25 protein-coding genes are annotated in these 25,453 nt (G+C 50.2%); 11 read left to right on the forward strand and 14 right to left on the reverse strand.

What is annotated here, in order from left to right; genetic code table 11:
• Positions 1–85 precede the first annotated feature (85 nt).
• Positions 86–964 (reverse strand): LysR family transcriptional regulator, encoded by an 879-nt coding sequence (locus J0X00_RS03245; protein WP_136487392.1) that lies wholly within the window; start codon positions 962–964, stop codon positions 86–88.
• A gap of 170 nt (positions 965–1,134) precedes the next feature.
• On the opposite strand from J0X00_RS03245, the gene J0X00_RS03250 reads away from it, so the two are divergent.
• The gene (locus tag J0X00_RS03250) at positions 1,135–2,337 is read left to right on the forward strand and encodes an MFS transporter (protein WP_136487391.1); all 1,203 of its coding nucleotides are present in this window, start codon (positions 1,135–1,137) and stop codon (positions 2,335–2,337) included.
• 206 nt (positions 2,338–2,543) lie between these two features.
• Here the strand turns inward: J0X00_RS03250 and J0X00_RS03255 are convergent, their stop codons facing one another.
• Both J0X00_RS03255 and J0X00_RS03260 read right to left on the reverse strand, forming a co-directional pair.
• Positions 2,544–4,955, reverse strand: coding sequence for a DUF2309 domain-containing protein (locus tag J0X00_RS03255; RefSeq protein WP_282476294.1), 2,412 nt, complete (start codon positions 4,953–4,955; stop codon positions 2,544–2,546).
• Entirely contained in the window at positions 4,955–6,322 is a 1,368-nt protein-coding gene (locus tag J0X00_RS03260; RefSeq protein ID WP_282476295.1) for an NADH-quinone oxidoreductase subunit L, read from the reverse strand. The genes J0X00_RS03255 and J0X00_RS03260 overlap by 1 nt, the downstream gene beginning before the upstream one ends.
• Positions 6,323–6,421: 99 nt before the next feature.
• Between J0X00_RS03260 and J0X00_RS03265 the strand changes: the two genes are divergently transcribed.
• The 3 genes from J0X00_RS03265 (at position 6,422) to J0X00_RS03275 (ending at position 8,833) form a co-directional block, all read left to right on the forward strand.
• Positions 6,422–7,297, forward strand: coding sequence for a LysR family transcriptional regulator (locus J0X00_RS03265; protein WP_136487388.1), 876 nt, complete (start codon positions 6,422–6,424; stop codon positions 7,295–7,297).
• Between the two features lie 156 nt (positions 7,298–7,453).
• On the forward strand, positions 7,454–8,368 hold the full coding sequence (locus J0X00_RS03270) for an EamA family transporter (protein WP_136487387.1): 915 nt from the start codon (positions 7,454–7,456) through the stop codon (positions 8,366–8,368).
• Positions 8,369–8,464: 96 nt separating this feature from the next.
• Complete coding sequence (locus J0X00_RS03275; RefSeq protein ID WP_282476296.1) at positions 8,465–8,833, forward strand: DOPA 4,5-dioxygenase family protein; 369 nt, start codon at positions 8,465–8,467, stop codon at positions 8,831–8,833.
• Between the two features lie 143 nt (positions 8,834–8,976).
• On the opposite strand, the gene J0X00_RS03280 is transcribed toward J0X00_RS03275, so the two are convergent.
• Complete coding sequence (locus tag J0X00_RS03280) at positions 8,977–9,639, reverse strand: gamma-glutamyl-gamma-aminobutyrate hydrolase family protein (RefSeq protein ID WP_282476297.1); 663 nt, start codon at positions 9,637–9,639, stop codon at positions 8,977–8,979.
• Positions 9,612–10,589 carry an amidoligase family protein gene (locus J0X00_RS03285; protein ID WP_256611587.1) on the reverse strand — a complete coding sequence of 326 codons (978 nt, stop codon included), beginning with the start codon at positions 10,587–10,589 and terminating at the stop codon, positions 9,612–9,614. Before J0X00_RS03285 ends, J0X00_RS03280 begins: the two co-directional genes overlap by 28 nt.
• Before the next feature lie 246 nt (positions 10,590–10,835).
• Here J0X00_RS03285 and J0X00_RS03290 point away from each other — a divergent pair, with 246 nt between their 5' ends.
• Entirely contained in the window at positions 10,836–11,921 is a 1,086-nt protein-coding gene (locus J0X00_RS03290) for an ABC transporter substrate-binding protein (protein ID WP_282476298.1), read from the forward strand.
• Positions 11,922–12,122: 201 nt separating this feature from the next.
• Here J0X00_RS03290 and J0X00_RS03295 read toward each other — a convergent pair whose 3' ends face one another.
• The 3 genes from J0X00_RS03295 to J0X00_RS03305 form a co-directional block, all read right to left on the reverse strand.
• Complete coding sequence (locus J0X00_RS03295; RefSeq protein WP_136487383.1) at positions 12,123–12,551, reverse strand: hypothetical protein; 429 nt, start codon at positions 12,549–12,551, stop codon at positions 12,123–12,125.
• 132 nt (positions 12,552–12,683) lie between these two features.
• A complete protein-coding gene (locus J0X00_RS03300; protein WP_282476299.1) occupies positions 12,684–14,546 on the reverse strand; it encodes a DUF4105 domain-containing protein in 1,863 nt (620 codons plus the stop codon).
• A 70-nt stretch (positions 14,547–14,616) separates the two neighbouring features.
• Positions 14,617–15,102 carry a DUF3015 domain-containing protein gene (locus J0X00_RS03305; protein ID WP_136487381.1) on the reverse strand — a complete coding sequence of 162 codons (486 nt, stop codon included), beginning with the start codon at positions 15,100–15,102 and terminating at the stop codon, positions 14,617–14,619.
• Between the two features lie 397 nt (positions 15,103–15,499).
• Here J0X00_RS03305 and J0X00_RS03310 point away from each other — a divergent pair, with 397 nt between their 5' ends.
• On the forward strand, positions 15,500–16,747 hold the full coding sequence (locus J0X00_RS03310; protein WP_282476300.1) for a dicarboxylate/amino acid:cation symporter: 1,248 nt from the start codon (positions 15,500–15,502) through the stop codon (positions 16,745–16,747).
• A gap of 156 nt (positions 16,748–16,903) precedes the next feature.
• Positions 16,904–17,362, forward strand: a complete 459-nt coding sequence (locus tag J0X00_RS03315; RefSeq protein ID WP_136487453.1) for a GNAT family N-acetyltransferase — start codon at positions 16,904–16,906, stop codon at positions 17,360–17,362.
• Positions 17,363–17,432: 70 nt separating this feature from the next.
• On the opposite strand, the gene map is transcribed toward J0X00_RS03315, so the two are convergent.
• Together map and J0X00_RS03325 are read right to left on the reverse strand one after the other, a co-directional pair.
• Positions 17,433–18,218, reverse strand: a complete 786-nt coding sequence (gene map, locus J0X00_RS03320) for a type I methionyl aminopeptidase (protein ID WP_282476301.1) — start codon at positions 18,216–18,218, stop codon at positions 17,433–17,435.
• Positions 18,219–18,638: 420 nt separating this feature from the next.
• Positions 18,639–19,082: a GNAT family N-acetyltransferase gene (locus J0X00_RS03325; RefSeq protein ID WP_282476302.1), complete on the reverse strand. Its 444-nt coding sequence runs from the start codon at positions 19,080–19,082 to the stop codon at positions 18,639–18,641.
• A 223-nt stretch (positions 19,083–19,305) separates the two neighbouring features.
• On the opposite strand from J0X00_RS03325, the gene J0X00_RS03330 reads away from it, so the two are divergent.
• Positions 19,306–19,566 carry an NAD-binding protein gene (locus tag J0X00_RS03330; protein ID WP_348984815.1) on the forward strand — a complete coding sequence of 87 codons (261 nt, stop codon included), beginning with the start codon at positions 19,306–19,308 and terminating at the stop codon, positions 19,564–19,566.
• 62 nt (positions 19,567–19,628) lie between these two features.
• Positions 19,629–20,771: a glycerate kinase gene (locus tag J0X00_RS03335; RefSeq protein ID WP_282476303.1), complete on the forward strand. Its 1,143-nt coding sequence runs from the start codon at positions 19,629–19,631 to the stop codon at positions 20,769–20,771.
• A 4-nt stretch (positions 20,772–20,775) separates the two neighbouring features.
• On the opposite strand, the gene J0X00_RS03340 is transcribed toward J0X00_RS03335, so the two are convergent.
• Positions 20,776–21,069 carry a sugar diacid recognition domain-containing protein gene (locus J0X00_RS03340; RefSeq protein WP_282476304.1) on the reverse strand — a complete coding sequence of 98 codons (294 nt, stop codon included), beginning with the start codon at positions 21,067–21,069 and terminating at the stop codon, positions 20,776–20,778.
• A gap of 278 nt (positions 21,070–21,347) precedes the next feature.
• Here J0X00_RS03340 and J0X00_RS03345 point away from each other — a divergent pair, with 278 nt between their 5' ends.
• Positions 21,348–22,253, forward strand: a complete 906-nt coding sequence (locus J0X00_RS03345) for a DUF6279 family lipoprotein (protein ID WP_282476305.1) — start codon at positions 21,348–21,350, stop codon at positions 22,251–22,253.
• Here J0X00_RS03345 and J0X00_RS03350 read toward each other — a convergent pair.
• Entirely contained in the window at positions 22,232–23,563 is a 1,332-nt protein-coding gene (locus J0X00_RS03350) for a basic amino acid/polyamine antiporter (RefSeq protein ID WP_136487365.1), read from the reverse strand. The genes J0X00_RS03345 and J0X00_RS03350 overlap by 22 nt on opposite strands.
• Before the next feature lie 12 nt (positions 23,564–23,575).
• Complete coding sequence (locus J0X00_RS03355; protein WP_282476306.1) at positions 23,576–24,487, reverse strand: homocysteine S-methyltransferase family protein; 912 nt, start codon at positions 24,485–24,487, stop codon at positions 23,576–23,578.
• A gap of 438 nt (positions 24,488–24,925) precedes the next feature.
• Between J0X00_RS03355 and J0X00_RS03360 the strand changes: the two genes are divergently transcribed.
• Positions 24,926–25,168, forward strand: coding sequence for a CG2 omega domain protein (locus tag J0X00_RS03360; RefSeq protein WP_218561791.1), 243 nt, complete (start codon positions 24,926–24,928; stop codon positions 25,166–25,168).
• A gap of 88 nt (positions 25,169–25,256) precedes the next feature.
• On the opposite strand, the gene J0X00_RS03365 is transcribed toward J0X00_RS03360, so the two are convergent.
• On the reverse strand, positions 25,257–25,394 hold the full coding sequence (locus J0X00_RS03365) for a hypothetical protein (RefSeq protein ID WP_282476307.1): 138 nt from the start codon (positions 25,392–25,394) through the stop codon (positions 25,257–25,259).
• Positions 25,395–25,453: the final 59 nt, after the last annotated feature.

The following is a 25,453-nucleotide window of genomic DNA, read 5'->3' on the forward strand; positions in this document are numbered from 1 at the left end:
TTCTTGCTACCTCAACTTTATCTGTTACTTAAGCTTAGCAGAGGTAGGTTTGGCTGTTTATGTATGAAGGTAAGTGAGGAAAGCCTTAATGCCCATTCACCTCAGCTAAAATGAAATCACGGAATACCTGGTTGGCGCGGGAGAGGTAACTGTCTTTGCGCCAGGCCAGGCTCAGATCAATTTCAAACGTTTCGGCAAATGGGCGGGTGACTATCTGGTCATCCTCGCGGATGGCAACCTGCCACATCGGAGAAATGGCGTAGCCCTGGCGGATAACGGATTTGATCAGTGGTAACAGGTTACTGATAAATGCCACCCGTGGCTTGATGTTCTCTTTGCGGCAGATACGATCGAGCAGAATGTGGTGATAGTAGCCCTTGCGGAACAGCACCAAATCATGGGAGAGAAAGTCGGCATATTCGATGACCTCTTTTTCGGCCAACGGGTGATCGACCGACATACAGACGACCATCTCTTCGCGAATTAACGGGCCGCTTTCGAGTTCCGGAGTGAGATCTTTACTTGCTACCACACCGAGTTCAACCTCGCCATCAAGCAGCATACGGCGAATATTGCGGGTACCAGTGTCCTGAATACTCATATCGATATTGGGATATTGATGGCGAAAGGCCATCAGCAGAGGCGGGAAGTAATAGGAGCCCAGCATGCTCGGTACGGCAATATCGACCTGCCCCTGATCCAACCCTTCCATGGCTTGCATCGCCAGTTTAGCGTCGTCTGCCTGGCGTAATATTTGCCGTGCATGCAATACGAATTCGCTGCCCGCTTTGGTCAGACTGATGCCGCGGTCACGGCGGTTGAACAGCGGTGTTTTCAGCTCCTGTTCAAGCTTTTTGATGCTGCTGCTGATGGCTGGCTGAGCCAGATTGAGTACCCGGGCCGCGGCTGAAATCGACCCCTGTTCCACGGCAGTGACAAAGTGCTTTAACTGTCTGAGTTCCATATGTGTTCATCCCTTACCTGAACTGAATGCCGATGTCATTGTTTTTTCTTAGGGTATAAATTTTATCTATGGTTCAGATAAATACAAAATATTTTTTTTATTGCTTATGGACCGATACCCTATCGCTGTAACCCGTTCCCTTGTTCCGTCACCTGAGTAAGTCGTTAGCAGTGAAAAAAACAGCCCATTACAGCCGAGTCGTTATTTGTGTTTGTCTATTTTCGATAGTCACCTTTGCCAATATCTATTGGTTGCAGCCGTTGTTGCCCGTGATTCAGAAAGAATTTGAGGTAAGCTCTCTGGCCGCTAACCTGGCTATGTCTGCACCTTTGCTGGGTATGGGATTAGGACTGCTTATTTTCGCCAGCGTGTCGGATGCGATAGGTCGTTGTAAAGTGCTGCTGGTCGGGACGGCGATTGGCTTATTGGTGTCTGTGGTTTTGCCGTTGGTGCACAACTATCAGCTGTTTCTTACGCTGCGCTTTTTACAGGGTGTGTTTCTGGCGGTGACGCCGGCGCTGGCGGTGCCACTGATGGGCGAAGAGCTGAGAAAAAGCTGGCTCGCTGGTGCGGTTGGTTTTTACGTGGCATCGAACACGCTGGGCGGGATTTGCAGCCGCTTACTTGGTGGCCTGAGTACCGAATATCTGGGCAACTGGAACTATGCCGGTTATGTGATTGCCGGCCTCAGCCTGGTTTTGTATGCCATCATCTATTATCTGTTACCTGCGCAACGCCACTTTAAGCCGGCGCCACTTAAAGTGGGTAAGTGTTTGAAAGCGTATGGCTATCATCTGAAAAATCCGCAGTTAGTGATCCTTTATCTGTTGATTGGTCTGGCATTCGGCACTTTTGTTAACTTGTCTAATTACCTGATGCTGGTGCTGAGCGAGTTTCCGTATAACCTGCCAAGTGATGTGCGCAGTCTGATGTTCCTGACTCTGCTCGGCGGAACGACCAGCTCTTCGCTGGCCGGTAAATTTGCCAAGAAGTACAGCCAGATCGCGGGTGTTGCGTTTGGCGCTATCATCATGCTGATGGCGAACTTTCTGATGAGCTGGGCGAACATTTATACCATGGTGATTGGTATGGTGATGGTGTCGGTCGGTTTCTTCTTCTGTCATGCACAGGCCAGTACCCTGATTGGCCGTAAAGTGACCCAATCAAAAGGCAGCGCCCAGGCACTTTATAGTTTGTTCTATTACTCCGGTGCCAGCTTAGGTGTGTTCTTTCTGGAGCCTTTCTATCAAACCTGGGGGTGGCAGGGCATTCTGGGGGCGACCCGTATCGCCCTGGCGTTGTGTATTTTGCTCGTCATTATTTACCAGTGGATCAGCGCCTATAAAGACAGCCATTCTCACGCAATGTCTTAAGCTCAATAAATAGGTTTAGTTTGGTTGAACGCTGGTAGCTAACCGACTCTGCCTGATTGGAAAGGCGGTTAGAGGATGGAATGGATGGCGCAGGGAAGAACAACAGATTATCTGGCAATAAACTCCAGGTGGCAGTAAACACAACCTAGGTTTCCGGAAAGCAAAAGAGCCGCGTGAGCGGCTCTTTGCGTAAACGCTTGGTGCCATCAGACTGCGGCTACCCACTGCTTGTTGTGATACTGCCAAACCTGGTTGTTGTCATCAATCTGATACAGGAACAGCCAGCCATTATCCACCAAAGACGCAACGTCCTGATGGCGAGCCATAATGGCCTCAATGGCGTGCTGTGGAGCCTGAATAAAAGCACTCAGGCGCACAGGCTGATGACGGTACTCTGTGCCGTCATGCACGGATTGCTGAGATAAACCAATACGCAGGTCACCGCCGTTGCCTTCAAACACACCAATATGGCCACCGACCACGTTATGCAGCAGTTTGTTACCACTACCGTATTTTTCCGGCGTCGTGACTGACGCATAATATTGCAGATTAATCCAGTTCATCACCAGCAGAGGCGCAGTCATGATCTTTTCCAGTTGGCTGAACTCCGGATCCTGACTGACATGGTATTCATGTAAGAAGGCCCGGCCGTCAAAATTGAGTCCGCGGGTCAGATGACGTGGTGCGATAAACACGCCAGCGTTGTTACACAAACCCCATTCCGGACGCATCTGAGCCCAGTTGGTGGCACGTTGCTTAAAGAAGCGGCTTAATTGCGCATTATCTTCCGCTTTGGCGCCATCGAACAGTTTGGCACGTTCTCGGCGCGCGTGGTCACTGGCTGCGCTGAGGTTCTGTTTCCAGGAAAGCGGTGCATCGGGCGCATCAAACACCTGATAATCGTCGGTGGTTGTATTGTGCAGCGCGGCAAAGAAGTGGGTGTCTTTCGGAACAACCACCCCAAATTCTGCCATGACCAGACGCACAGCGGAGTCGTTGAGCAGACTCGCCAGGACTTTCACGTTGACTTCGCCGGTTTGACCGCCACACGCACCGCAGTCGAGACCCGATGACGTATGGTTGTTGCAGGTCTGGCTACCGTGACCGGTTAACAGCACGACTTTTGCCAGGCGTTGGCTGATGCCCATTGCTTTAAGAATCCCGGCGCCAAGTTCTGCCTTCTCACGCACGCTAAGCGTGATCTGGTTACGTTTCAGTTGCCACTCTTCGTTACCACGTGCATCGCGGTTAATCGGGTTTTCAGTCCCATCCTGCATCACTACCCGTTTAAACAGGCTGACCAGTTTTAGCAGGCCACCGGCTTCGACCATGCCCAGATTGGACGATGGTTTTTCCAGGCTGTTCTGCCAGCCCAGTTTTGTCACCCGCAGCCAGCGATCCGGTTGCAGTTGGGTCTGCTGCGCAACCAGAGTAGGAGCCAACAGGCCCGGTAACTGAGGACGATGAATATTGCCATCCTGAGTCTGATAGGCGATCGGGATACCAAAGAAGCCGGCAAAACCCAGTGTCTCGATGTGGCTGCCTTGTGCTTCCAGCGCACGACGCATACGTTCCGAACGTACATCAATACAGAAAATAGCCTGCAGTTCAGGACGATTCGGGTCTTGCTGAGTAGTGACGTTCTGCACTTGAGTGATCCAGTCTTTTTGTACACTCAGTTCAAGGGCGCGTTGCCATACCCAGATTGGTGCCAGTTGCTGTTCCGCTAACTGGTACATTTGGCGAACATTGGTCGCTTGATGGCGCAGTAACTGACGGATTTTCAGCGCGGTTTCCAGATGATTTTTCTGCAGCCACTGCATCAGGACACTATTCCAGGCCAGCAAGATAGCGGTCAGTCCCAGCGCATGGGGCAGATCGGCTTGCTTATTGGCAAGGTTAGCCTGCCAGTCTTGCCAGGATTGCCATCCCGCCCAGCCGGACAATTGATGTAACAGGGCACGCAGCGATGCGTAAGCGCCGTCTTCATCGGTCCAGATGTCCTGCCACAGCGGTCCGACGGTATCAAGCAGGTCATAGATCGAGCCGGGTAAAGTACGGAAATAAGGCAAAAGATCGACGCCCAGCAAGGTTTTGATCCCTTTGTCGCGTGCAACGACTTCAAGCCAGCTCTGGTACAGGTGTTCACCGTTTTTACCTTCAGAATCGAAACGTTCCGGGTATTGGTGGTACAGCGCGATGAACTGGCTGACCTGCTGAACGATTTCCTGCACCCAGCTGTGCCCTTGAGTGGAAGGGATTTCTTCATCCATCAACATGCCCAGAGTTTTCCAGCGGGTCAGCGGTGCTTGCGGGCGCTGAATGTCTTCTTCCAACTGGGCTATGGTCATGTCGACGCCAAGCTGCTCAATCGCTGAGGCCAGATGTTGCGGTTGAATCTCGGTCTTCCAGCGTTGCTGATAGTAACTTTTGTCCATCAGGCTGGTTTCGCCGGTCAGAACCGCCTGCTCGGCGAAGGTCTTTTCAATACTGTCATGACGTTGTTGCCACCAAGGGTTAACCGCAATGGACTGATCCAGCGGCCAGGCCGGTGCGATAGAAGCGGAAACTTGTTTGGCGATTGTTGCGTATGGAAGCGCGTGTTTTTGTTCGATCATTATTTTGCCTCTGGTTCCATTTGCACTTGAGCTTGTTGCAGTTCAAGCAGTGACTGGCTTGGCCACCATTTCAGGGTCAGGCGGGTCGCCCATTCGTCCAAATACGCACCGGCGTTGAGCCGGATAAACAGTCGTTTAACCCAACCGACATGCGGGCTATATTGTAGTGCCAGTGACAGAGCAAACAGCAGGATAAACATCAGCGCGACCAGGCCATCAGCGGCCAGGTTGAGCGGGACGTTCAAGCCGGTAATCTGTGCCAGTGAATGTTTGGCTGTGGTGTACAGGGTCAAGAGGCCTGCCGCGAATGCCAATGTGATCATCAGACGTGGCAGCATGGTTTTATCCCAAGCGGTCACGCTCGGCACAATCAAAGCACTTAGTGCGAACCACACCAATATGGTGGCGGCAAAACTGGTCATTACAGCAAACTGCCATTGAGCAACAGCCAGCATCAGTGAAGAGAGCAGCAACGCGACACACCAGTTACGAACCTTAGGTTTGACTTCACCGGCCAGCTTGGCGGCCAGATAGTGGTTAACCGTGTTGCCACTGTTAAGGAACGAGTACGCTTTATAAAACGAGTGGGCAAACAGGTGCAGCAGAGCCATCTCATACAGACCCAGGGCAATTTCAACCAGCATCAGACCCATTTGCGAGCTGGTCGACCATGCCAGTTTCACTTTGATACTGATGCGGGTGGTGCTGACCAGACCAGCAATGACGGTACTAATACCGGCACAGACAATGATGAGCCAGCAAGCGATACTGCTGGATGCCAATACCGGTGCGAAGAACAGCAGCAGGATACCGCCCAGGTTGACGATACCGGCGTGCAGCAGTGCTGAGACCGGAGTCGGTGCTTCCACCACCTGCATCAGCCAGCCGTGTACAGGCAATTGAGCACATTTGATCATCGCGACCAATGCCAAAAGTACTGCAGCAATATTAAGGTGCAGACTGCTGTGAGCAAACGAAGTCTGGCGGACGATGTCGCTGATGTAAGGTGTCTGGAACTGATGGTAAAGCGCAAAGAAGGCACCGGCCAGCAGCAGTTCGCTGAAACGAGCCAGCAGGAACTTCTTGTGCGCAGCCAATTGAGCACGCGGGCGCTGCGGATAAAACAGAATCAGTTGGTGCAGACATAGACTGACACTGACCCAGGCTGCCCAGAACAGCAGCAGGTGGTCGCTGAGTATCACTACAACGACGGCTGAAATTGTCATGATAAGGGAACGAAGAAAGCGAGCGCGATCCGCTTCGCCACTGAAGGCCACCCAACTATAACGTACGATAGTGAATCCTAAAATCGCCACCAAACCGAGTAACATCAGTTTGAGGGGCGTCACTAAAAACAGAGAAAACATGACTATCCTCACAGTTCCAAAAGTCGCGGCTATTGTGAAACTGTCTGATTGTTAAGTAAAATATATAATAATTTATGAATCGTTCTGTTTTAGAGAATTATGAGTCGTTTAAACTACCATCATCTGTACTATTTCTGGCAAGTCGCCAAGCAGGGTAACCTGACTCAGACTGCGCAGAAGTTGCATGTGTCTCAGTCTGCTCTTTCTTCACAAATCAAACAGTTAGAGCAAACTTTGGATGTGCAGTTGTTCACCAGAAAAGGGCGTGCACTGACCCTGACCGAGAGCGGATATCATGCGCTGAGCTATGCCGAAGAAATCTTCAAAAATGGTGAAGAGCTGGAAAAATTATTGACTAGTGGCAAAGCATTACCTGGCGCAACCATCCGGATTGGAATCCTATCGACTATCTCGCGTAACTTTATAGAGCAGTTTATTCAGCCACTTATCAACCAGGAAGACTGTCGTTACACCCTGCAGTCGATGAGTCAGACCGGTTTGCTGACCGCTTTGGGAGAACACCAGCTCGATATGGCATTGACTAACATTCCGGTCAGAGGTTCGAATAAACAGAACTGGCAAAGCCGGGTTCTGGCGCGTCAGGCGGTGTCGATCATCGGGCCGCCGGGGTTAGATCTGGGCAAAGATCTCGGCGCCAGTTATCGCGACCGCCGTTGGGTTTTACCGTACGGAGAAAATCCGCTGCGCGCTGCTTTTGATGCTTTTGCGGCTCAATATCAGCTACATCCCCACATTATCGCCGAATCTGATGATATGGCGATGCTGCGTCTTTTGGCCCGTGACACCGGCGCACTGGCCGTAATGCCGGACGTGGTAGTAAAAGACGAACTCGATAACGGCATTCTGAAAAGTTATCTGGTACTGCCAAGCGTATTCGAAAACTTCTACGCGGTTACGGTCAAGCGGCGTGTGGTGCATCCTAAGCTGGATACCTTGTTCAGGCCATTATTATGACCCTTCCTGTCTGGCGCTTGTTTTATGTACGGGAATAGGGCAGTCTGAGGATTCCTTTTTCTCACTCAATGTCAAACTTACCCTTGAAAGGCAAACGCTGAGCAGGTGGCTGCTCGCGTCTCTCCTGACACTGTCGGACGTTTGTAAGGATACAAGATGTCATTACGAGACAGATTCCTGGCCCTGGCGATTGTGCTGGTCTGGGGTGTGAACTTCGTGGTTATCAAAGTCGGATTACAGGGGATGCCACCGCTGCTGCTGGCAGGCTTGCGGTTTGCTTTGGTGGCCTTTCCTGCCCTGCTGTTTATCAAGCGTCCCACCTTACCGCTGAAATGGCTGGTGGCCTACGGACTGACCATCAGTTTTGGTCAGTTTGCCTTATTGTTCTGGGCGCTGAGTATCGGCCTTGCCGCAGGATTAGCTTCGTTGCTGTTACAGGCGCAGGCTTTTATTACTCTGGCGTTTGGTTGTGTGCTGTTGAAAGAAAAAATTCGTCGCCATAATGTGATAGCGGTCATCACTGCGGGAGCGGGGATTTATCTGCTCGCAGTGGCGCAAGGCGCGGGAACCGCATCACTGACAGCTGCTACCTTGCTGTTAATCATCGGCGCGGCCACCTGTTGGGCATTGGGTAACATCACCAATAAGGTGATCATGCAAAACTACGCCGTTCCGACCATGTCTTTGATCGTGTGGAGTGCTTTAGTACCAATGTTCACGTTTGCTGTTGCTTCACTCTGGATTGAAGGACCTCAGACCATTGCTGAGTCGCTGCTCAATATGCAGTGGCACAATTTGTTCTCGGTGGTTTACCTTTCTTTACTTGCCACGATCGTCGGATATGGCGGCTGGAGCTACTTGTTGAGCCGTTATCCCACCGCATTGGTTGCTCCGCTTTCGTTGCTGGTTCCGGTGTTCGGACTACTGAGCGCCTGGCTGCTGCTGGATGAGAGCCTTACTCTGTATCAAATCGCAGGCGTAGTGGTCATTGCGGTCGGGCTGGTGATTAACGTTTTTGGCCAGCGTTGGTTTGGTCGCCAAGCTGAGCCGGCTTCTTCTCTGGCCAGATAATCCATCGATATACGGATGAGACAACGTGGTCGGAAAGGGCAAGCGACTCGATCCTTAATGAATTCTTTACTATTTTAAGACGTGGAGGCAAAAATAATGACAGAGAATAAACGACCGGTAAATTCCCATAGCGCTTACCATGCTCATGTGTACTTTGATGCGCAAACGCTGGAGTTTGCCTCGCGACTGGTGCATGAAGCGGGGGAGCGTTTCCCTGTGAAAATCGGTCGGGTGCACGAAAAACTGGTGGGCCCTCACCCGAAATGGAGTTGCCAGATTAAGTTTACTTCACACGATTTCGATCAGTTAGTGCCTTGGTTGGACGAAAACCGTAATGGTTTATCGGTACTGGTTCATGCGCTAACCGGTGATGAAATCGAAGATCATACTCTGTATGCCTGGTGGCTGGGTGACAGCCTGAAACTGGACCTGTCGGTATTTGACAGCTCTTCGATTGAAGACTGAGTTGCAGCGCTTGGGGCCAAAGCCACTGAGTTACAGAGGCAAAGCGCCGCATTACGGCTCGTTTTGATGTTATTGCCAATCACCGCATTGAACTGGCGGTCACTTTCACTTCTGCATCCTGAGTAAATACTTCACCCATACGCTCAGCCTGAGCGCACCAGCCAGCGAAACAGCTTAAATTGGCTGGGAAGATAAAACAGATATTCAGGGTGCCACTGCACGCCGTAGATAGGCTTTTCTTGATTACTTTCAATTGCCTGAGTGAAATGATCAAGATCTCGCCCGACGACGCGCAGGCCATTACCGACATCCTTGATCGCCTGATGATGCAGGCTGTTGACCCGTAATTTCGATTTGCCACACAAGGCAAACAAATGTGAGTCTGTATCGACAAAGACTTGCTTGGTTGGCAGCAGGCCCGGGCGGTTATAGGTTCGTTTGCGCAATACGGAAATATCGGAATATAAGTTGCCGCCGAGAACGACATTGATTAGTTGCGAGCCGCGACATATCCCTAATAAGGGAGTATTGCGTTCTAATGCCCACTTGATCCAACGTATCTCTAATGTGTCCCGCTCGGGGTCAAACTCATCTTTTTCACTGGCTTCGCCTCCATAGTGCTCGGGATCGATATCATCGCCGCCGCCCACGATCAGACCATCCAGTGGCTGACCGGACCAATGATGTTTAACGCTAATCCTTTCTGCTTGAGCGCCGGCAAGTGCCAGCGCCAGCTTCGTGCACCACCAGGAGGGTGACCAACTGCGATGGTTACCGGTTACTCCAATTCTCGGCTTTTTATCCACTGTTTGACTTCCTTGATCCAATCATTGCGTTTCACGCCGATTACAGGCAGAGACATTGCTTTAAAGCGGCGGGCTAAAAAGTTTAACGCTTCTGGGTCTGCTGCCAATACCTCAACTAAATGCCAGATGTTCCATGAGCTTGCAAAACTCCAGTGGGTATTCTCGATCAAGCAGTCGGGCAGGCGATAATGAAATGTAGGTCTTGGATTAATTTTGGTGTCTTTGACCGTCTGCTTGACTTTGTCTTGGTCAATGGACGCAAACAGCGGCAGCATATCCAAAGCGCGGTTGCGACTTGGATTATGTTCCAGGTAATCATCCATCAGCTCATCGATAGTCTGGTACTGTTTGGTGAGCAGTACTTCAACGTAATCTTCAGTATACAACTGGATATACGGGCTGATTTTGCGGGATACGTTAACGTCATGCGCTTTGTCGAGGCACCACTGTAATAGTCCGAACGATTTCAGATAGGCATGCAGGGTGTGAACATCTAATGATGGGGTTTCCGGATTAATGTGAACACCAAAAGCGGCGATGACAGAATCATCTGTACCTTTTGCCCCGGCATTTCTCAGGGCTGGTATCAGTTTATCTAAATGATCCAGTTTATCGAGAGGGAATGGAGGAGTCACTATTTCTATAGGCACCACTGATAGAGCAATTTTGTGTAAAAAATCGACCCACTCGTGTCCGTGATCCTTAAGCTTGGCTTCCAGCGCGGTGTTCTTGAGGAACTCCCAGTCTAACTCAACTTTAAACTTGCCATATTCTGGGGTCTGCAAGTCATACTCAACCGCGGACTTCTTCTCTAGCTCACCGCCGAAAGTATCCTGCATAATTTGTGTCACTGCGCTGATTGTCAGCCCGGTAAACTCGATTTCGAACCCAACACGGCGGGTAGCGCCATCGTCGGTCGTTGTTAAAGGCGGAGTTTTAAAAGCCATCATTGCCTCCACTCGTTGATTGGGGAATAGACTTTGACCGTTATACGAAAGATTACTCTAAGACCATGACAAAAAATGTGAAACTTTACAAGGCTGTATGTATCGGGATTGCGTATAGCACAATCATACATTGGTGTAGCGATTGACTGATAATGATTTTCATTGCGGCCATTTATAATGTGATGCATAATCACCGACAATTTTAGTCATATCAATGCTATTCGCTTTAACCTGAAGATGGAATTTTCGATGCTCAGAAAGCTTTTACTTCTTATCTCCCTGACGACCAGTTCTTTTGCCTTTTCAGCGGTGACGACCGTCACTGATGTTCTGGGGCGAGAGGTGACATTCGATGCCCCCGCCAAACGGGTTATTGTCGGTTTTTATCCTGAAGATTATATGGCTATCGGTACGGAAGCGGCATACGACAATGTCGTCGGTATGTCTAAATATATCTGGCAGGCCAGGGCGATGAACTGGGAGATGTACGTTAAGCACCGTCCATCATTAGACGACATTCCGGAGATTGGCCGGGTGGACACCAACGCGTTTTCTCTCGAAAAGGTGCTTGGGTTGCAGCCAGATCTGATCATGCTGGCCGATTGGCAATATAAAGCGTTGTCGTCAGAAATGGAACGCTTAGAACAAATCGGTATACCAGTGGTCGTGGTCGATTACAATGCGCAGACGGTTGAGCGGCATGTGAAAAGTACCCGTTTGATTGGCGAGATTACCGGTCAGCAGGCGCGTGCTGAAAAGATTGCCACTGAATATCAGGATAATGTGGCGATGATTTCACAGCGATTGGAGAAAGCCGGCCTTGCGAAGCCGACGATCTACACGGAATTTGGCGCCAATGGCGTGGATGATATTGGTTACACCTTTGGTAAGAATATGTGGGGAGCGATCAGCACCACGGCTGGTGGTGAGAACATCTCTAAGCCGTTTGTCGAATGGTGGGGTAAACTCAACCCGGAACAGATCATTGCCAGCAACCCGGATGTGATTGTGATTACCGGTTATGAAACCAGCAGTGCTGACAACGGGATGAAGATAGGGCAGGGTGTGCAAGAGCAGGTCTCGCAGCGGGCTTTAGCAGGGTTTAAACAGCGTTTGGGCTGGTCGTCACTGAATGCGGTGAAAAATAATCGCATGTACGCTGCGTATCACGGCGCATGCCGAACGATTATGGATGGCGCAATGATTCAGTTTTACGCCAAAGCTCTGTATCCGGAGTTGTTTGCAGATTTGAACCCGGAGCAGGCTTACCTGCAATTCTATGAAAAGTATCTGCCGGTTGTTCCGCAAGGGACGTTTATGACTAAACTTCCTTAAGTTAAGTGGTCGTAGATTTAATGGATAATGATCCTGCTCGTACGCTGCGGGCAGGAGGCGGATAGCGTGACGCCACGGTATGCGGTCTCTGCTGGAAGGCAACAATATTCCTATCAACCATAGCGCTGGCGTTTTACGATGTCTACTGGTGTGTACAAAAACGGCCACGTCTCAATGACGTGGCCGCTGCGCAAAATAGGTTTAACCTGCTTGCACTGGAGTTGCTTCGCTGTTGTTAACGTAGAAGCTGAGCTCGTCGATAGAGTTGGCCTGATAAGATTGTAAATCTTTGGCCGCAATATGCTGACCGGTCTTATCCGACACGATTTTGGCAATCGCATCCATCCGTTGCGACTCGTCAAGCTGTTTCAGCATGTTGAGCTCATCTTCGTCCAGATCAATCGAGGCTGAATTTGGCAGATAAATGGTGCCGTAATAGAAGTCAACGCCAAACGCGATTAGCCCGGGAACAATGAACAGGATTAAGCCCGCAGCGTCGAGAATCGCGATCGCCGGGTCGATTTTACCGCCGCGCTGTCCTTCCCGCTCCGGGTGCAGCAATACCCCGCATCCACTTAGCTGAGTAACTAAAATAGCAATAAAAGCAGACATTAACGTTTTATTTTTCATTGGCTCTCCTTAAGTTTTGCGCTCAAGTCATCATCTCAAAGGTTGTTTCAATCATAGGTCAGATTAATCAAGTTTTATCAGCAAACCATCAGCTTTACGTATGTTTTTGATGGATTGGCTCATTGTTCAGGCTCAATAATAATAGTAAGCTCTGAGGCGCGAGCTTACTTCTTCCTGATGCCATTGCTGATAATTCAGGCTGGCCCTGAAAGCGAAATTAGGCCGTACGCTCCAGTTCCAGGTCGCATTTACGGAGAAATGGTCATCGACCTCATCGCCTGCCAAAGCAATCCAGGCTGCATTCAAACCCAGTCTCTGGCGGTTATTGATCGAGTAGAATAGCCCTGACTGCAGACCGGCCCCGGCGATAACATCATAACCGGTTAATCTGCCCTGACTGAGTTCGCCTTTCAGCAGGATATAGAAATGTAATCCATCAGCCTGTCCCCAGGCTTTGCCTGCTCCGCCTTCGACAAACCAGCGGCTGTCGGTATTGGCATCGGGTCGGTCGAAGCCGATTTTTAATCCCCATGCCAGGCTGTCAAATACTCGGTTGCTGGGCGCCAAGGCCAGTACGTCGATGATATTGAGATGATCGAGCCGGCTGGTGCCGCTGTCGTCGAGACTCAGTTTAGTGTCGAGGAAGTTAATTTGCGCGCCGGGAATAAAGCCATCCAGCGCATCGTACATGTCGTGGTAAGCCGGACGCCACTCGACAGATGTTGAGTGGGTTTGCTGCTGATACAGATTACGCGCGACGCCGACACGAGCTGACCCGTGTCCCTGTTCCGGTGACGTTTCCGGCCGCACCACCGAGGGAAAAGGGGATTCTCGGTTGATCTGACTACGCTTGATCAAGATTTGGGTCAGTTGTTTGGCGGTTATATCGCGTTCAAGGCCGTCATCGTAAAGTTCAAAATTAAGCCATTCATATGCGAATTCGAGAATTGCCGCCCGCTCTGACTCAGTAAACTCGGCTTTGGAAGGGTAAATACCTTGCTCTTTCAGGCGCCGCGTGGCGAGGTAAATACGCTCGCTGACCAGATCCGATTCATGATTCAGCCGGGTACCAAACGCAGCCCGATAGTGCGGAGGCTGAGTTAATCCGGCTTCAACCAGAACTTTCACCGTATCGGAAGGAATGGCGGTGACCGGAAACTGACTGACTAAATCGAGATTCTGATTGGCCAGTTGTAGCAGAGCCAATAATTGATAAGAGCAGTTTTCGTCCAGGAAGTAGTAGTCGAACTCGGCTTGTTCCATTTCCCACAGATGAAGCAAAATTCTATCCACTTCTTCAGCGGTGAAATTGAGAGGGTATTCCCAGATATCCCGCGACTCGATATCGTTATATTCACGCACTTTTTTGTAGTACGGCATGACGGTAAAGCGGCTTGGATATGCGCCAACCAATCCTTTGAGTGCATAAAGGGCCGGATTATCTGCGCTGTCCGGTTCTGCGGCAAAGTTGATCGCATAAGCGACCAGTGCATTGTTCTGGTTCTGATTCTTGGCATCGACCCGTAGCAGGGTATGGCCAAACATGGACGAAGGATTATTCATAAAGGCAGTTGGAAACACCAGGGTCAGCTTTTCCGGATCCATCGCCTGCTGCCACTTTTTTAATTCAGGGCAATTTAACTCAGGCGGTGCCTTGCCTTGTTGTTGTTCCAGCCATTGATAACGGGCCGGAAACGTGCAGCGCGCCTGATGGCGGCTTTGCGCTGGGCCCTGATACAGCGCCTGAATCGTTGCTTGAAGCTCCTGCGCAGGTTGATGTTTGCCCTGCGATGCTAAAAAAAAGCTATCCGAATCAATGGTGCTGACGTAACCGCCGCTCAGCGCGGGCAGGTAATGGCCCAATTTGAGCCAATAGTTATCCTGGCTTAAGGCTATGACGTTCAGTTCAGGTAACGGTCCGGGCTCTACGGAGGCAAAGCTCAGGGACGAATGTAATCCGCCCAGTAATATGAAAATACAACGCTTCCACTGCATAACGACTCTTGAAATAAAAAGGTGCCTCGTTGTTGCAACGAGGCACAGAAGGGTAAGACGAAAGAAGCGGTTACATTGCGTAGCCAGACAGCTTAGAATCGTTCGACATCAATGTGTTGAGGTTATTCAGTACCTCATTAGAGGTGACGTTTTCAGAACGATAAACCACGGCAAAATTTTGTTTCGCCATGGTGTTGAAGGTTGCTTTATCTTCATTCGGGATGCCCCAGACTTCAGACAAGGTTGCCAGTGTTTCACCCTGACCTTTGGCCATATCACGTGCCAGATTGTCCATGTTACCGTCAATAAACATCGCCAGCTTCTGACGTGAATCAATCGTGCCGGTACCATCACAGCCCAGAGTTCCGAATGTGATACCAAAGGTTTGGTTGCCTGATGTACCGTTGGTTGTCGCGCCGAGCACTTTGACCACTTTTCCGGATTTACCGTCAAAAATCATGGTACCCAAACCACAACCAATATCATCATCAGCCATAACCGCCTGAGCAAACGGCAAGGTAGAGAGTAACGTAGCCACTGCGAATAACTTTTTCATATTAATAATCCCTTAGTTCGGTCAAAAAGTGGTGGTCATAAAACGCATTACCACTAAATGAAGATAGGAAAAAGTCGGTGATATTCCAATGTCATGTTGGCGAAATGGGATTAAAATCAAAGCGATTTGGCAAATATTGCCCTGAATATGTCGCGAATAGTGTGAGCTGTTTTTTAAACGACGTACGGTTAAATAGAAATAAAACGCACAAGATCAATGAAAATTTATATGGGGAAAGTTGCATTTGACCCAGCTCTGAGTCAGTTTTGTTGGATAATTATTCCTTGTCAGGGAGTGAAAATAGTCATTTATCACAGTTTACGTCAGGCGACTTTTATTGTGTAATTACGCCTTTGCTTTTTTTAGTCGTTTACACTATCAACACACAAGGAAAGAAATGGACAATCAAGTACAGTCATCCCGTCAGGGTTTTTGGTCAGGCATGGCGCTGTGGAAAAAAATCCTGATTGGTATGGTGGCCGGTATTATCGTTGGTGCGCTGATGGGCCCGAGTGCTGCATTGCTTAAGCCAATCGGTACTCTCTTTATTAACGCGATTAAAATGTTGATCGTGCCTTTGGTGTTCTGTTCTCTGATCGTTGGTATTACATCGATGAAAGACACCCGCAAGATGGGGCGTATTGGCGTCAAAGCCGTGGTGTTGTATTTGGGAACGACCGCCGTTGCGATTGCCATTGGTCTTGGCCTTTCTGCTCTGCTTGAACCTGGCGCCGGACTGAACATGGTTGCGAAAGATCTTGATGATGCTGGTAAGAGTGCGCCCCCGCTGGTGCAGACGCTGCTGGCGATGATCCCGCAAAACCCGGTGAATGCTCTGGCGGCGGGTAACATTCTGCAAATCATCGTTTTTGCGGTTGGTCTTGGTGTTTCCCTGGTGTTGGTGGGTGAAAAAGGTGAACCGGCAGTGAAACTGTTTGAGAGTCTGGCGGAAGCCATGTACAAGCTGACTGAACTGGTGATGAAACTGGCTCCGTACGGCATCTTTGGTCTGATGGCCTGGGTTGCCGGTACTTATGGTCTGGACGTCCTTCTGCCACTGATCAAAGTGATTGGTGCAGTGTACCTGGGTGCGCTGATCCATGTGTTGGTGTTCTATTCAGGCGTGCTGAGCGTGCTGGGTCGACTGAACCCAATCAAATATCTGCGTGCGATTACTAACCCTGCAGCGGTTGCGTTTACCACATCGAGCAGTTCAGGTACCTTACCTGCGACAATTAAAGCGACTCGCCAGGACATGGGTGTGTCTGAAGGTGTGTCGAGTTTTGTTCTGCCGCTGGGGGCAACCATTAACATGGATGGTACGGCACTCTACCAAGGTGTGTGCGCGCTGTTCATCGCGCAGGCATTTGGTATCGATCTGCAAACCTCAGACTACCTGACCATTATTCTGACCGCGACACTGGCATCGGTTGGTACTGCGGGTGTACCGGGTGCGGGTCTTATCATGTTGTCTCTGGTACTGAGCACGGTTGGCCTGCCTGTAGAGGGCCTGGCGATTGTGGCCGGTATTGACCGTATTCTGGATATGGCGCGTACTACGATTAACGTTTGTGGTGACATGATGGTGGCCGTTCTGGTTGCGAAAAGCGAACGCGAACTGGAAGAGAATGTCTATAACAGTTAATCAGCGCCACGCCTGATCTCTGCAAAGCCCCGGCCTGTGCCGGGGTTTTTATTATGCAATGAAAATAGCCTTTGAAAAGAAAAGAAATTTGATTTGTGCAGTGGTATCGTGGTCAGGCACAAAACCGAAACAGAGGTGATTATGGCAGTTCGTTTTATGTTGGCGCAGGATGTCCCCGCGGCCGCTCTGATCCATCAGGTGGCTTTTCCGCGTCAGCAATATTCACAGCAATGGCTCCAGTGCAGTTTTAAAGCCGCGCCACGTACGTTTTGTCTGGTCGCAGAGAAACGAGGGGAAGTGGTCGGTTATATCATCTGGGCGCAGAAAAGCGGCTTTCGTCCCCAGGTCGTGTTGGAACTGGAACAACTGGCCGTTGAACCCTCTTATCAGGGCCAGGGGATTGGTCGTCAGTTACTCACCGATTCCCTGCCTCTGGTCAAAGAGCAGTTACGTAATCAGGGTTCCACTCTGAAACATATCCTTATCACTACCCGGGCTGATAACCGGGCTCAGAATCTATATCGCCAGGCGTTGGGAGCGGAAGTCGAAGCGACCCTGAGCGATCTTTATAGCGCCGACGAAGTGATTATGATTGCCCGCCATATCGATGTGTAGCGTTTACGTCAGTGTACCTAAAGCTTGGCTAAGACAGGGTTGACCAAGCCCGTGTCGCTGAACTGTGGCGTTACGCTGCCGGTGAGCCAATCGGATGCTGAGCGGTAAGGACTTCGTAGCCAGTGGCGGTCACCAGTACCGTGTGCTCTGACTGGGCGGAGAGTTGATTATCTGAAGTCGCGACGCTCCAGCCATCTTGCCGGGTATAGACTTTGTCACCGCCGAGATTGAGGATGGGTTCGATGGTAAATACCATTCCTTCGCGCAGTGTCAGGCCGCGGTTGGGCAGGCCGTAATGTAAAACCTGCGGTGCTTCGTGCATTTCGCGGCCAATACCGTGCCCACAGTATTCGCGAACAACGCTGTAACCATGTGATTCAGCAAAACGCTGGATGGTGTAGCCAATGTCGCCCAGCATGGCACCGGGCCTGACTTGCCTGATCCCTGCCCACAACGCCTGATGACTCGCACTGACCAATGCTCTGGCGGCCGCATCGGCGTTCGGCATGAGATAATTTTTGCTGCAATCAACAATGAAACCCTCGTGTTCGAGTGTGACATCCAGATTGAGGATGTCTGTCTCGCTCAGGATCTGATCGGGGGCCGGCATGCCGTGGCAAGCAACCTCATTAACAGAGCTGTTAATCGCATAGGGATAACCATATTGCCCTTTGCTGGCAGGGCGTGCACCTAATGTCCGGACAATAAAATCCTCAACTCTATGATTGATTTCCATGGTCGAACGGCCGGGAATGACGAACTCATCAAGCATGTCGAACACTTGTGCCAGCAGTTTGCCTGCTGTACGCATTTGGGCTATTTCCTGCGCGTTTTTGATGTGTACCGTTCTGTCCATAGCGGTTTTTCCTTACGCCAGTTTTTGCATCAGATCCAGCGAGCACCTTGCTGTCTATTTTTCGGGGGAACAGCGTTTGTGCGGCAGATATCGGATGTACAAAAACGCTTCGTTTAGCGGTGCCAGCAGCTTAATGATTAATAGCTTGATTGTATGAGTTGTCGGAAAGGCGTCAAGACAAAGCGGATGTTATAACAGGCGATTGGGCTTAATTCGAACTGACCAGCCTGATGTCGGGATGAAAAACGCTCGTCCGGATCGCAATTTGTCATTCGAACGAGCCGGCGCTTATCTGAAAAAGCTGACTTGTTGTTTGAGGTGAGTGGCTAACTGGGGCAAGTCCTTAGTGCTTTGTGATGTCTGTGCTGCTCTGACTTAATTGCATCAGCGATGCGGCGTTATCGGTGAAAGAAAAGATCATTAATCATCGGTTGGCTGAAATTTCATATAAATAAATTGATAATCTTGACGGTAAGTCTTGAATCCAAAACGTTGATACAGCTCAGTCGCACGGTTACCCTGAATGCAGCACAGCAGACAGGCACGTTGTAACTGGGTGCAACGTTTCGTTACGAATGTCAGTATTTCACTGCCCAGGCCCTGGTTTTGATAGGCGGGGAGAATAAAAAAGCGCGAAAAATGAAAACGCTCATCATGAAGATGAAGACGAAAAGTGCCGACAGCAATCCCGTCAGCACAAATCAGGGTCGGCAGGCCTGAACGCCATTCCTGGCGATGTAACTCCAGCTGCAATTCTTCATCCCAGCCAAATTGACGGGTGATGACATCCTGCTCGCACAGTTTCTTGAGTTCAAACGCGAACAGGTAATCTGCATCGGTCGCGGGGCGCAAGGAGAGCTTCATACCGTTCCATATAGAAAATCAGATCCAAAACAAAGTCAGGACAAAGACGAAAGATGGCTATCAGCACACATCTGCTATCCTGCGCTAACTATGAGCAATACCCAGTTAACGCAGGATAAAGTATCAATATGTTCACTGTATAGGATTACACCAAATTCGCCACTCTGATGGCTGAGATAATCAAGATTGCCCGGGCTTTTTTCAGAGAAAGAACAGTGGCGGCTTGGCCGGCAGTACCGTACTGGATGCCAAGGCGCCTATGGTACAGAATCGTAATTTTGAACCTGGGTTTCGCATTGACCTGCATATTAAAGATTTAGCTAACGCGCTGGATACTTCGCACGGAGTTGGGGCACAATTGCCGCTTACCGCACAAGTAATGGAGATGATGCAGGCATTGAAAGCGGATGACCTGGCATCAAAAGATCATTGTGCTTTAGCGTTGCATTACGAAAAACTGGCTAAGGTTACGGTAGCGAGCTAAATAAAATGCAGCAGGTTGTGACAACCTGCTGCTTCATAATTTCTATCAAGTGGTGCTTATTGATGAAAATTGTTATCGCCCCTGATTCATACAAAGAAAGTTTAAGCGCGATTGAAGTCGCAGAAGCGATTGAAACGGGATTCCGACAGGTTTTTCCGGATTGGCAGTATGTGAAGTGTCCGACCGCGGATGGAGGAGAAGGGTCCGTGGAAGCATTAGTCGATGCCTCCGGTGGCGAACGGGTCACGGTGAATGTGGTCGGGCCGCTCGGTGAACAACATGATGCTTTTTATGGTGTCTCCGGAGATAAGAGAACCGCATTTATTGAAATGGCGGCGGCCAGCGGTATTGAACTGATTCCGAGCGCAAAACGTGACCCGCTGGTCGCGACCAGTTACGGAACCGGCCAACTGATCGAGCATGCCTTGAATCAGGGTATCCGTCATTTGATCCTCTGTATTGGCGGCAGCGCGACCAACGATGCAGGCTGTGGCATGCTGCAGGCATTGGGGGTGTCGTTCACCGATGCCAGCGGAATCGAGTTGCCGTTTGGCGGTGCTGCGTTACAGGAGCTGGCTCATATCGATGTCAGCGCGCTGGATTCCCGCCTCAAAGAATGTCTGATAGAAGTGGCCTGTGATGTCAGTAATCCGCTGACCGGAAGTAATGGCGCTTCACATGTGTACGGCCCGCAAAAGGGGGCAACTGTGCAAATGGTCAAGCAACTGGATGCGGCATTGACCCGCTTCGCGGTAATTGTCGAGCAAGATCTGCAGCGTAAAGTGAGTGACATTCCGGGGGCAGGGGCTGCGGGCGGGATGGGAGCCGCGTTTTACGCGTTTCTCGATGCAGAGCTCAAGCCAGGTATCGAGATCATGACTCGAGCGGTCGGGCTGGAGGATCTGATTAAAGAAGCGGATCTGGTGATTACCGGAGAAGGGCGCCTCGACAGTCAGAGTGTGAATGGCAAAGTACCGGTTGGTGTTGCCAGTATTGCCAAACGTTATGATCTCCCTGTTATCGCCATTGTCGGTGCATTGGGGGATGATATCGAGGCCGTGTACTCCCACGGAATTGATGCTGCCTTTGACTCCGTCTACAAGGTGACGACCTTTGAGGAGATTGTTGCTCAGGCAAAATTCAACGTGATTCGCAGCGCACACAATATTGCTGCTGCCCTGAAAGTCGGGCAACAGCTCTGCTAATACTCTATTTCACCAAGGGGCCGGAAATACCAATGACGCCAATCGCTGCGTTGTTATACACAATCGGTAAGTTGACGCCCGGCTTAACATTGGGGAACTCTGGCAGCATGGTTTCGGAGATTTCGATAGGTTTGAGTTCCGTCAGGGCGAGAACGGCTCCGCCGTGTTTTTGATAGCGCCGCGCCGGATTAGTGGAAGCAATGATGATGCCGGTCTCGTCCATGACATTCAGCGGATACTTGATGATTTTCTGCGCGCGATCGACGATACGCTGCGCTAATTGCTCGTGTAACTGCATAGGTTCACTTTTTATTGGTAGCGTTTGTTCAGACAAGCAGCCATGTTGATACATGGTCTAATTTTGGAGTGCCTGACCAGACTAACCGAAGTAAAAACGGTTTAATGAGATCCAACTCTCAAGCTCAAAAAACCAACAATCCTGCCGTATAATAAATAGATTATGTTGTTAAGTTAAAAGAATTTTCTGAAGCAGAATGTCGCGAGGAATACGCTAAAAGTCGCATAAGCTTCGAACGCAGTCTATGGTTACTGACAGAGCGAGAAAGGACGTGCCCGATGGTAAGATGGATAGCAATAATCATCACTGCGCTGGTGCTGACCGGTTGCGGTGCCAAGTTTGTCTACAACAATATTGATTGGTTTGTGATTGATTATGTTGAAGATTACGTGGAATTGAACTCGACGCAGAAAGCATTGCTGAGCGATAAAATAGCCTCGTTCAGTATCTGGCAACAACAGAAAGAGATGCCACGTTACCTGCATCAGTTAGAGCAGCTGTCCTTACTGCAACCGGATCAATTTAGCCCACGGCAACTCGACTTGCACCGAACGGAGGTGCAGCAGCATTATCAGCGCCTGGTAATGCATCTCCTGCCGGATGCGTATCTGTTGGCTAATACTCTGAGCGATGCTCAGATTGAGCAATTTATGCAGGGATTAACTGAGCGCCAGCAAGAGTTTGCCGAAAAGTATCGTGACACGACTCAAAGTCAGGCTCGCGTACGTTATCGGGAACGGATAACAGACAATCTGGAGGAGTGGTTTGGCAGCCTTAGCGCTCAGCAAGAGGACGTGGTTTCGCAGTGGGTAAACGAGATGAAAGTGACCACGGCAGACTGGATTGCCTTTCACAGCCGCCTGCGGCGCGAGTTAACTCATTTGTTTACACTGCGACACAATGAAGCTTTGTTCAGCGCGCAGTTACAGGCGTTATTGTTTGCTCCCGAGCAGTTCTACAGTCCGGTTCTGCGTGCTAAATTTCAATACAATCAAGCCATTTCCGATAAGTATCTGGTTGAGATTGTACGCTTGGCGTCAGATAAGCAAATTGCCTATTTTCGAGGGGAGATTAACGACTGGCAACAGTTGGTGCAGGAACTCAGCGCGGATGTTGGCACTAGTGTGCGACAGCCCCCTGATGAGCAGGGGGTGTCAGCAGATCATGTGGCAGATGCCAGTTGACGATGTTTACGACGGCTGTAGTAAAACACCATCAGACCCGGAATATAGAGCAGGGTGGATAAGACCAGAGCGTTGAGGCCCGCGGCGTAAATCAGCCACAAACCATACAGGCTGGCGCCGAGACCAATGGCTTTGATGTTCCAACTTGCGGCTTGTCCGAAGGCGATTTTGACCAGATAAGCACCCACCAGGAAGTAAGGTATCAGGATCATCGAAGTCGAGATAAGTACCAGAGTGTTATAACTCTCCCCGGTCCACATGATCAGCACCAGGCATAACTGGACTGTCACGCTGGTTAGCGTTAGCGAGGCCGGTGATGTGCCTTGTTCGTTCTGTCTGGCAAAAAAGCGCGGGAAAGCGCCATGCTGTGCAGCAGTGCACGGCACCTCTGCTGAGTACATGATCCAGCTCAGGTAAGAGGCCAGAACTGATACGATAAGTCCGAGACTGATTACCCACTGGCCAAGGTTACCACTCATGTGTGCCATCAACCCGGCCATGGATGGATTATTCAGGGCGGCGACATCTGCCCGGCTCATTACGCCCAGAGATAGCAGAGTAATGGCCACATACAGAATCAGCGCAAATATCACACCCAGACAGGTCGCTTTACCGATATCATTGCGACGTTTGGCACGCACCGATAATACGATTGCCCCTTCAATGCCGGTGAACACCCATAGCGTAATGAGCATGGTGCCTTTTACCTGCTCAATGAACGGGGTTTGTAAGCTTTGACCCGCACGGTCGAAGTTAAACGTTGCCGGCTCAAATGCCCAGTAGGCGAGGACAATAAACACAATCAGTGGCAGACATTTTGCCAGGGTTGCCAGCAGGTTGATGAAGGCTGCCTGTTTGATACCGCGCAGCACCAGATAGTGTACCGCCCACAGGATAAGCGATTCGCCGATAAATGCGGGCAGGGTGTTTCCGTCGCCAAAAATGACCGATTGTGGTGTATCGACAAAGGCGCCAATCGCGGCAAAGGCAACCACCAGGTAACCGACCACGCCAATTGTGGCACACAGCCAGTAGCCCCAGGCGGATAAAAAGCCTGCAGTGTCGCCAAAGCCTGTGCGGGCATAGGTATAGATACCCCCATCCAGTTCAGGCTTAAGACGGGATAAATGTAAAAAACAGCCGGCCAGCAGTAAGATGCCTACGCCAGTAATAAGCCAGCCGGTGAGAATGGCATCCACACCAGCGACTTCTGCCATATTTTGTGGCAGGCTGAAAATACCGGCGCCGACCATGGAGCTGAACACCAGAGCGGTCAGCGTGGTCAGGCCGATTTTTTGCGGTTGTTGCATCACTCGCTCCGATTAAGCGAAGTGCTGATGCAGCGCAGCAATATGCTCCGGACCGATACCGCAGCAGCCGCCAATCAGGCTGGCGCCTTGTTGTTGCCACTTCTCTGCCCACAGTAGGTAGGCTGGCGGTGTCAGGTCTGCACGCAGTTCATCCAGGCCATCGTTGGCGGTCGCGTCTTTTGGCTGAGGAGGAAATGCGTTGGCATACGCACCAAGCTGAACTTGCTGTGCCCCTGCTGTGTCCAGGCAACGCTTGGCGATGGTCAGGGCTTCCTGAATCACTTCAGGCTGGCAGCAGTTAAACAAGATGGCGCTAACGTTAAGAGCCAGCATCGCATTGATGGCATCTTCAACCAATTCGCCTGAGCGCAGGCGCGGTACATCAGTCGGCTCTGAATCTTCTAGTGTAAATGATACCCACAGCGGTTTGTGTTCGCTATCTAGTTTGTCGAGCAGTGCTTTGACCGCCACTGGTTCGGCAATCAGGCTTTGGGTTTCACACAGCCAAAAATCAACATTATCTTTCAGTCCTTCGATCAAAGGTGTAGCGATCTCTGTGACCCGATCGGCCTGATACAGATCAGCGCGGTAAGAACCAAACAGCGGTGGCAGTGAGCCGGCGACCCGGGCGGTGTTACCTTCCAGGGCTACAGCCTGACGAGCCACTTCACCGGCGCGGTGAGCGAGTAACTGAGCTTCACGCTTAAAGCGTTCCTCACCAATATGAAAAGGAACTAAGGCATAACTGTTGGTCGTAATGACCTGAGAGCCACTCTGAATAAATGCGCAATGAACATCACGGACAATGTCAGGAGCTTCGATCATCGCCAGTGCTGACCATTCGGGCTGACGGAACGGCGCGTCACGTTTTTCTAATTCACGACCCATTCCACCATCGAGAACACTGACTGTATGATTTGACATAAATAAACCCTCTGTTGTTGTTTTGGATGTTTAAGCGCAAAGACGTTTAGATGTCTATAAACTAAAGGTTATTGAGATAACATTCAACTCAAAACCCGATTGTAATCGTAAATTGACGTTCAGATGCTGAAGTTTTGTTCGTTGTTGCTGACGGAGTGACAACAATGAAAAACGCACCCGCGGGTGCGTGTTTAAGCGCAATGTTTAAACGGTGTCGTAGAAGTGGACCTGAGAATAATGAAGCCCGTCAGAAATGTGATGGACTGAAGTCATCTTTCTAGTGTCGGATCTGTGCATTCAGACGCACGGTGTTATGCCATATTATAAGTAGCCTGTATAGAGCGAGTCATTTTACTGTCAGGCTTGGTGTCTGCTATTGAGGTCAGCGCCGGACAATAGTTAAATGCGCAGCTTAGTAAACTGACAAGGATAACTAGAATGAAACGCACAGGAATTGTTCTGGCCTTACTGATGGCTTGCAGCGGCGCACAGGCCGGGATCAGCATCGGTGATAAGTTAGATATTTCGACTGACTGTATGTCCGTTGAGGCTGGTGGCATAAAAGTGGGTGGCGGCGATTGTGATACTCATAAGCATAAAGCCAAAGGCGGTAAAAAAGATAATCATAGCTTTAATGGACACAACAACCCGGGTAAAGGCCATAACAAGAAGCATAAATAAGAAAAGCACCGCAGGGTGCTTTTCTTATTTATGCCTTCAGCCTGTTCCGCCGTGCTAAATCGAAACGAGAGTCTCTTTTTCAGCGGGATTAGCATCCACCTTGTTGCTGGGCGTGTTTTACCATCGCCAGGCGCAGAGCTTCCTGCTCAGATGAACACTCATTTCCGTTATGTGTTTCATGTTCCGCTTCCTGTGGAACAAATACATAGTCTTTATAAAATGTCATCGTGGTTTCTCTGTAACTGAATTCAGACAAAAAAATAGAGGATGTTAACTAAGTTAACA

The organism is Vibrio sp. ABG19 (genome assembly GCF_029962385.1).
GTDB lineage: Bacteria > Pseudomonadota > Gammaproteobacteria > Enterobacterales > Vibrionaceae > Vibrio > Vibrio ostreae.

Excerpts from the sequence above, each read along its gene's own strand:
- J0X00_RS03265 (WP_136487388.1), top strand. The coding sequence starts at position 6,422 with ATGAGTCGTTTAAACTACCATCATCTGTACTATTTCTGGCAAGTCGCC.
- J0X00_RS03355 (WP_282476306.1), bottom strand. The coding sequence starts at position 24,487 with ATGTCAAATCATACAGTCAGTGTTCTCGATGGTGGAATGGGTCGTGAA.
- J0X00_RS03350 (WP_136487365.1), bottom strand. The coding sequence starts at position 23,563 with ATGCAACAACCGCAAAAAATCGGCCTGACCACGCTGACCGCTCTGGTG.
- J0X00_RS03360 (WP_218561791.1), top strand. The coding sequence starts at position 24,926 with ATGAAACGCACAGGAATTGTTCTGGCCTTACTGATGGCTTGCAGCGGC.
- J0X00_RS03315 (WP_136487453.1), top strand. The coding sequence starts at position 16,904 with ATGTTGGCGCAGGATGTCCCCGCGGCCGCTCTGATCCATCAGGTGGCT.
- J0X00_RS03305 (WP_136487381.1), bottom strand. The coding sequence starts at position 15,102 with ATGAAAAAGTTATTCGCAGTGGCTACGTTACTCTCTACCTTGCCGTTT.
- J0X00_RS03270 (WP_136487387.1), top strand. The coding sequence starts at position 7,454 with ATGTCATTACGAGACAGATTCCTGGCCCTGGCGATTGTGCTGGTCTGG.
- J0X00_RS03285 (WP_256611587.1), bottom strand. The coding sequence starts at position 10,589 with ATGATGGCTTTTAAAACTCCGCCTTTAACAACGACCGACGATGGCGCT.
- J0X00_RS03295 (WP_136487383.1), bottom strand. The coding sequence starts at position 12,551 with ATGAAAAATAAAACGTTAATGTCTGCTTTTATTGCTATTTTAGTTACT.
- J0X00_RS03345 (WP_282476305.1), top strand. The coding sequence starts at position 21,348 with ATGGTAAGATGGATAGCAATAATCATCACTGCGCTGGTGCTGACCGGT.
- J0X00_RS03260 (WP_282476295.1), bottom strand. The coding sequence starts at position 6,322 with ATGTTTTCTCTGTTTTTAGTGACGCCCCTCAAACTGATGTTACTCGGT.
- J0X00_RS03245 (WP_136487392.1), bottom strand. The coding sequence starts at position 964 with ATGGAACTCAGACAGTTAAAGCACTTTGTCACTGCCGTGGAACAGGGG.
- J0X00_RS03365 (WP_282476307.1), bottom strand. The coding sequence starts at position 25,394 with ATGACATTTTATAAAGACTATGTATTTGTTCCACAGGAAGCGGAACAT.
- J0X00_RS03335 (WP_282476303.1), top strand. The coding sequence starts at position 19,629 with ATGAAAATTGTTATCGCCCCTGATTCATACAAAGAAAGTTTAAGCGCG.
- J0X00_RS03340 (WP_282476304.1), bottom strand. The coding sequence starts at position 21,069 with ATGCAGTTACACGAGCAATTAGCGCAGCGTATCGTCGATCGCGCGCAG.
- J0X00_RS03255 (WP_282476294.1), bottom strand. The coding sequence starts at position 4,955 with ATGATCGAACAAAAACACGCGCTTCCATACGCAACAATCGCCAAACAA.
- J0X00_RS03290 (WP_282476298.1), top strand. The coding sequence starts at position 10,836 with ATGCTCAGAAAGCTTTTACTTCTTATCTCCCTGACGACCAGTTCTTTT.
- J0X00_RS03310 (WP_282476300.1), top strand. The coding sequence starts at position 15,500 with ATGGACAATCAAGTACAGTCATCCCGTCAGGGTTTTTGGTCAGGCATG.
- J0X00_RS03275 (WP_282476296.1), top strand. The coding sequence starts at position 8,465 with ATGACAGAGAATAAACGACCGGTAAATTCCCATAGCGCTTACCATGCT.
- J0X00_RS03325 (WP_282476302.1), bottom strand. The coding sequence starts at position 19,082 with ATGAAGCTCTCCTTGCGCCCCGCGACCGATGCAGATTACCTGTTCGCG.
- map (WP_282476301.1), bottom strand. The coding sequence starts at position 18,218 with ATGGACAGAACGGTACACATCAAAAACGCGCAGGAAATAGCCCAAATG.
- J0X00_RS03300 (WP_282476299.1), bottom strand. The coding sequence starts at position 14,546 with ATGCAGTGGAAGCGTTGTATTTTCATATTACTGGGCGGATTACATTCG.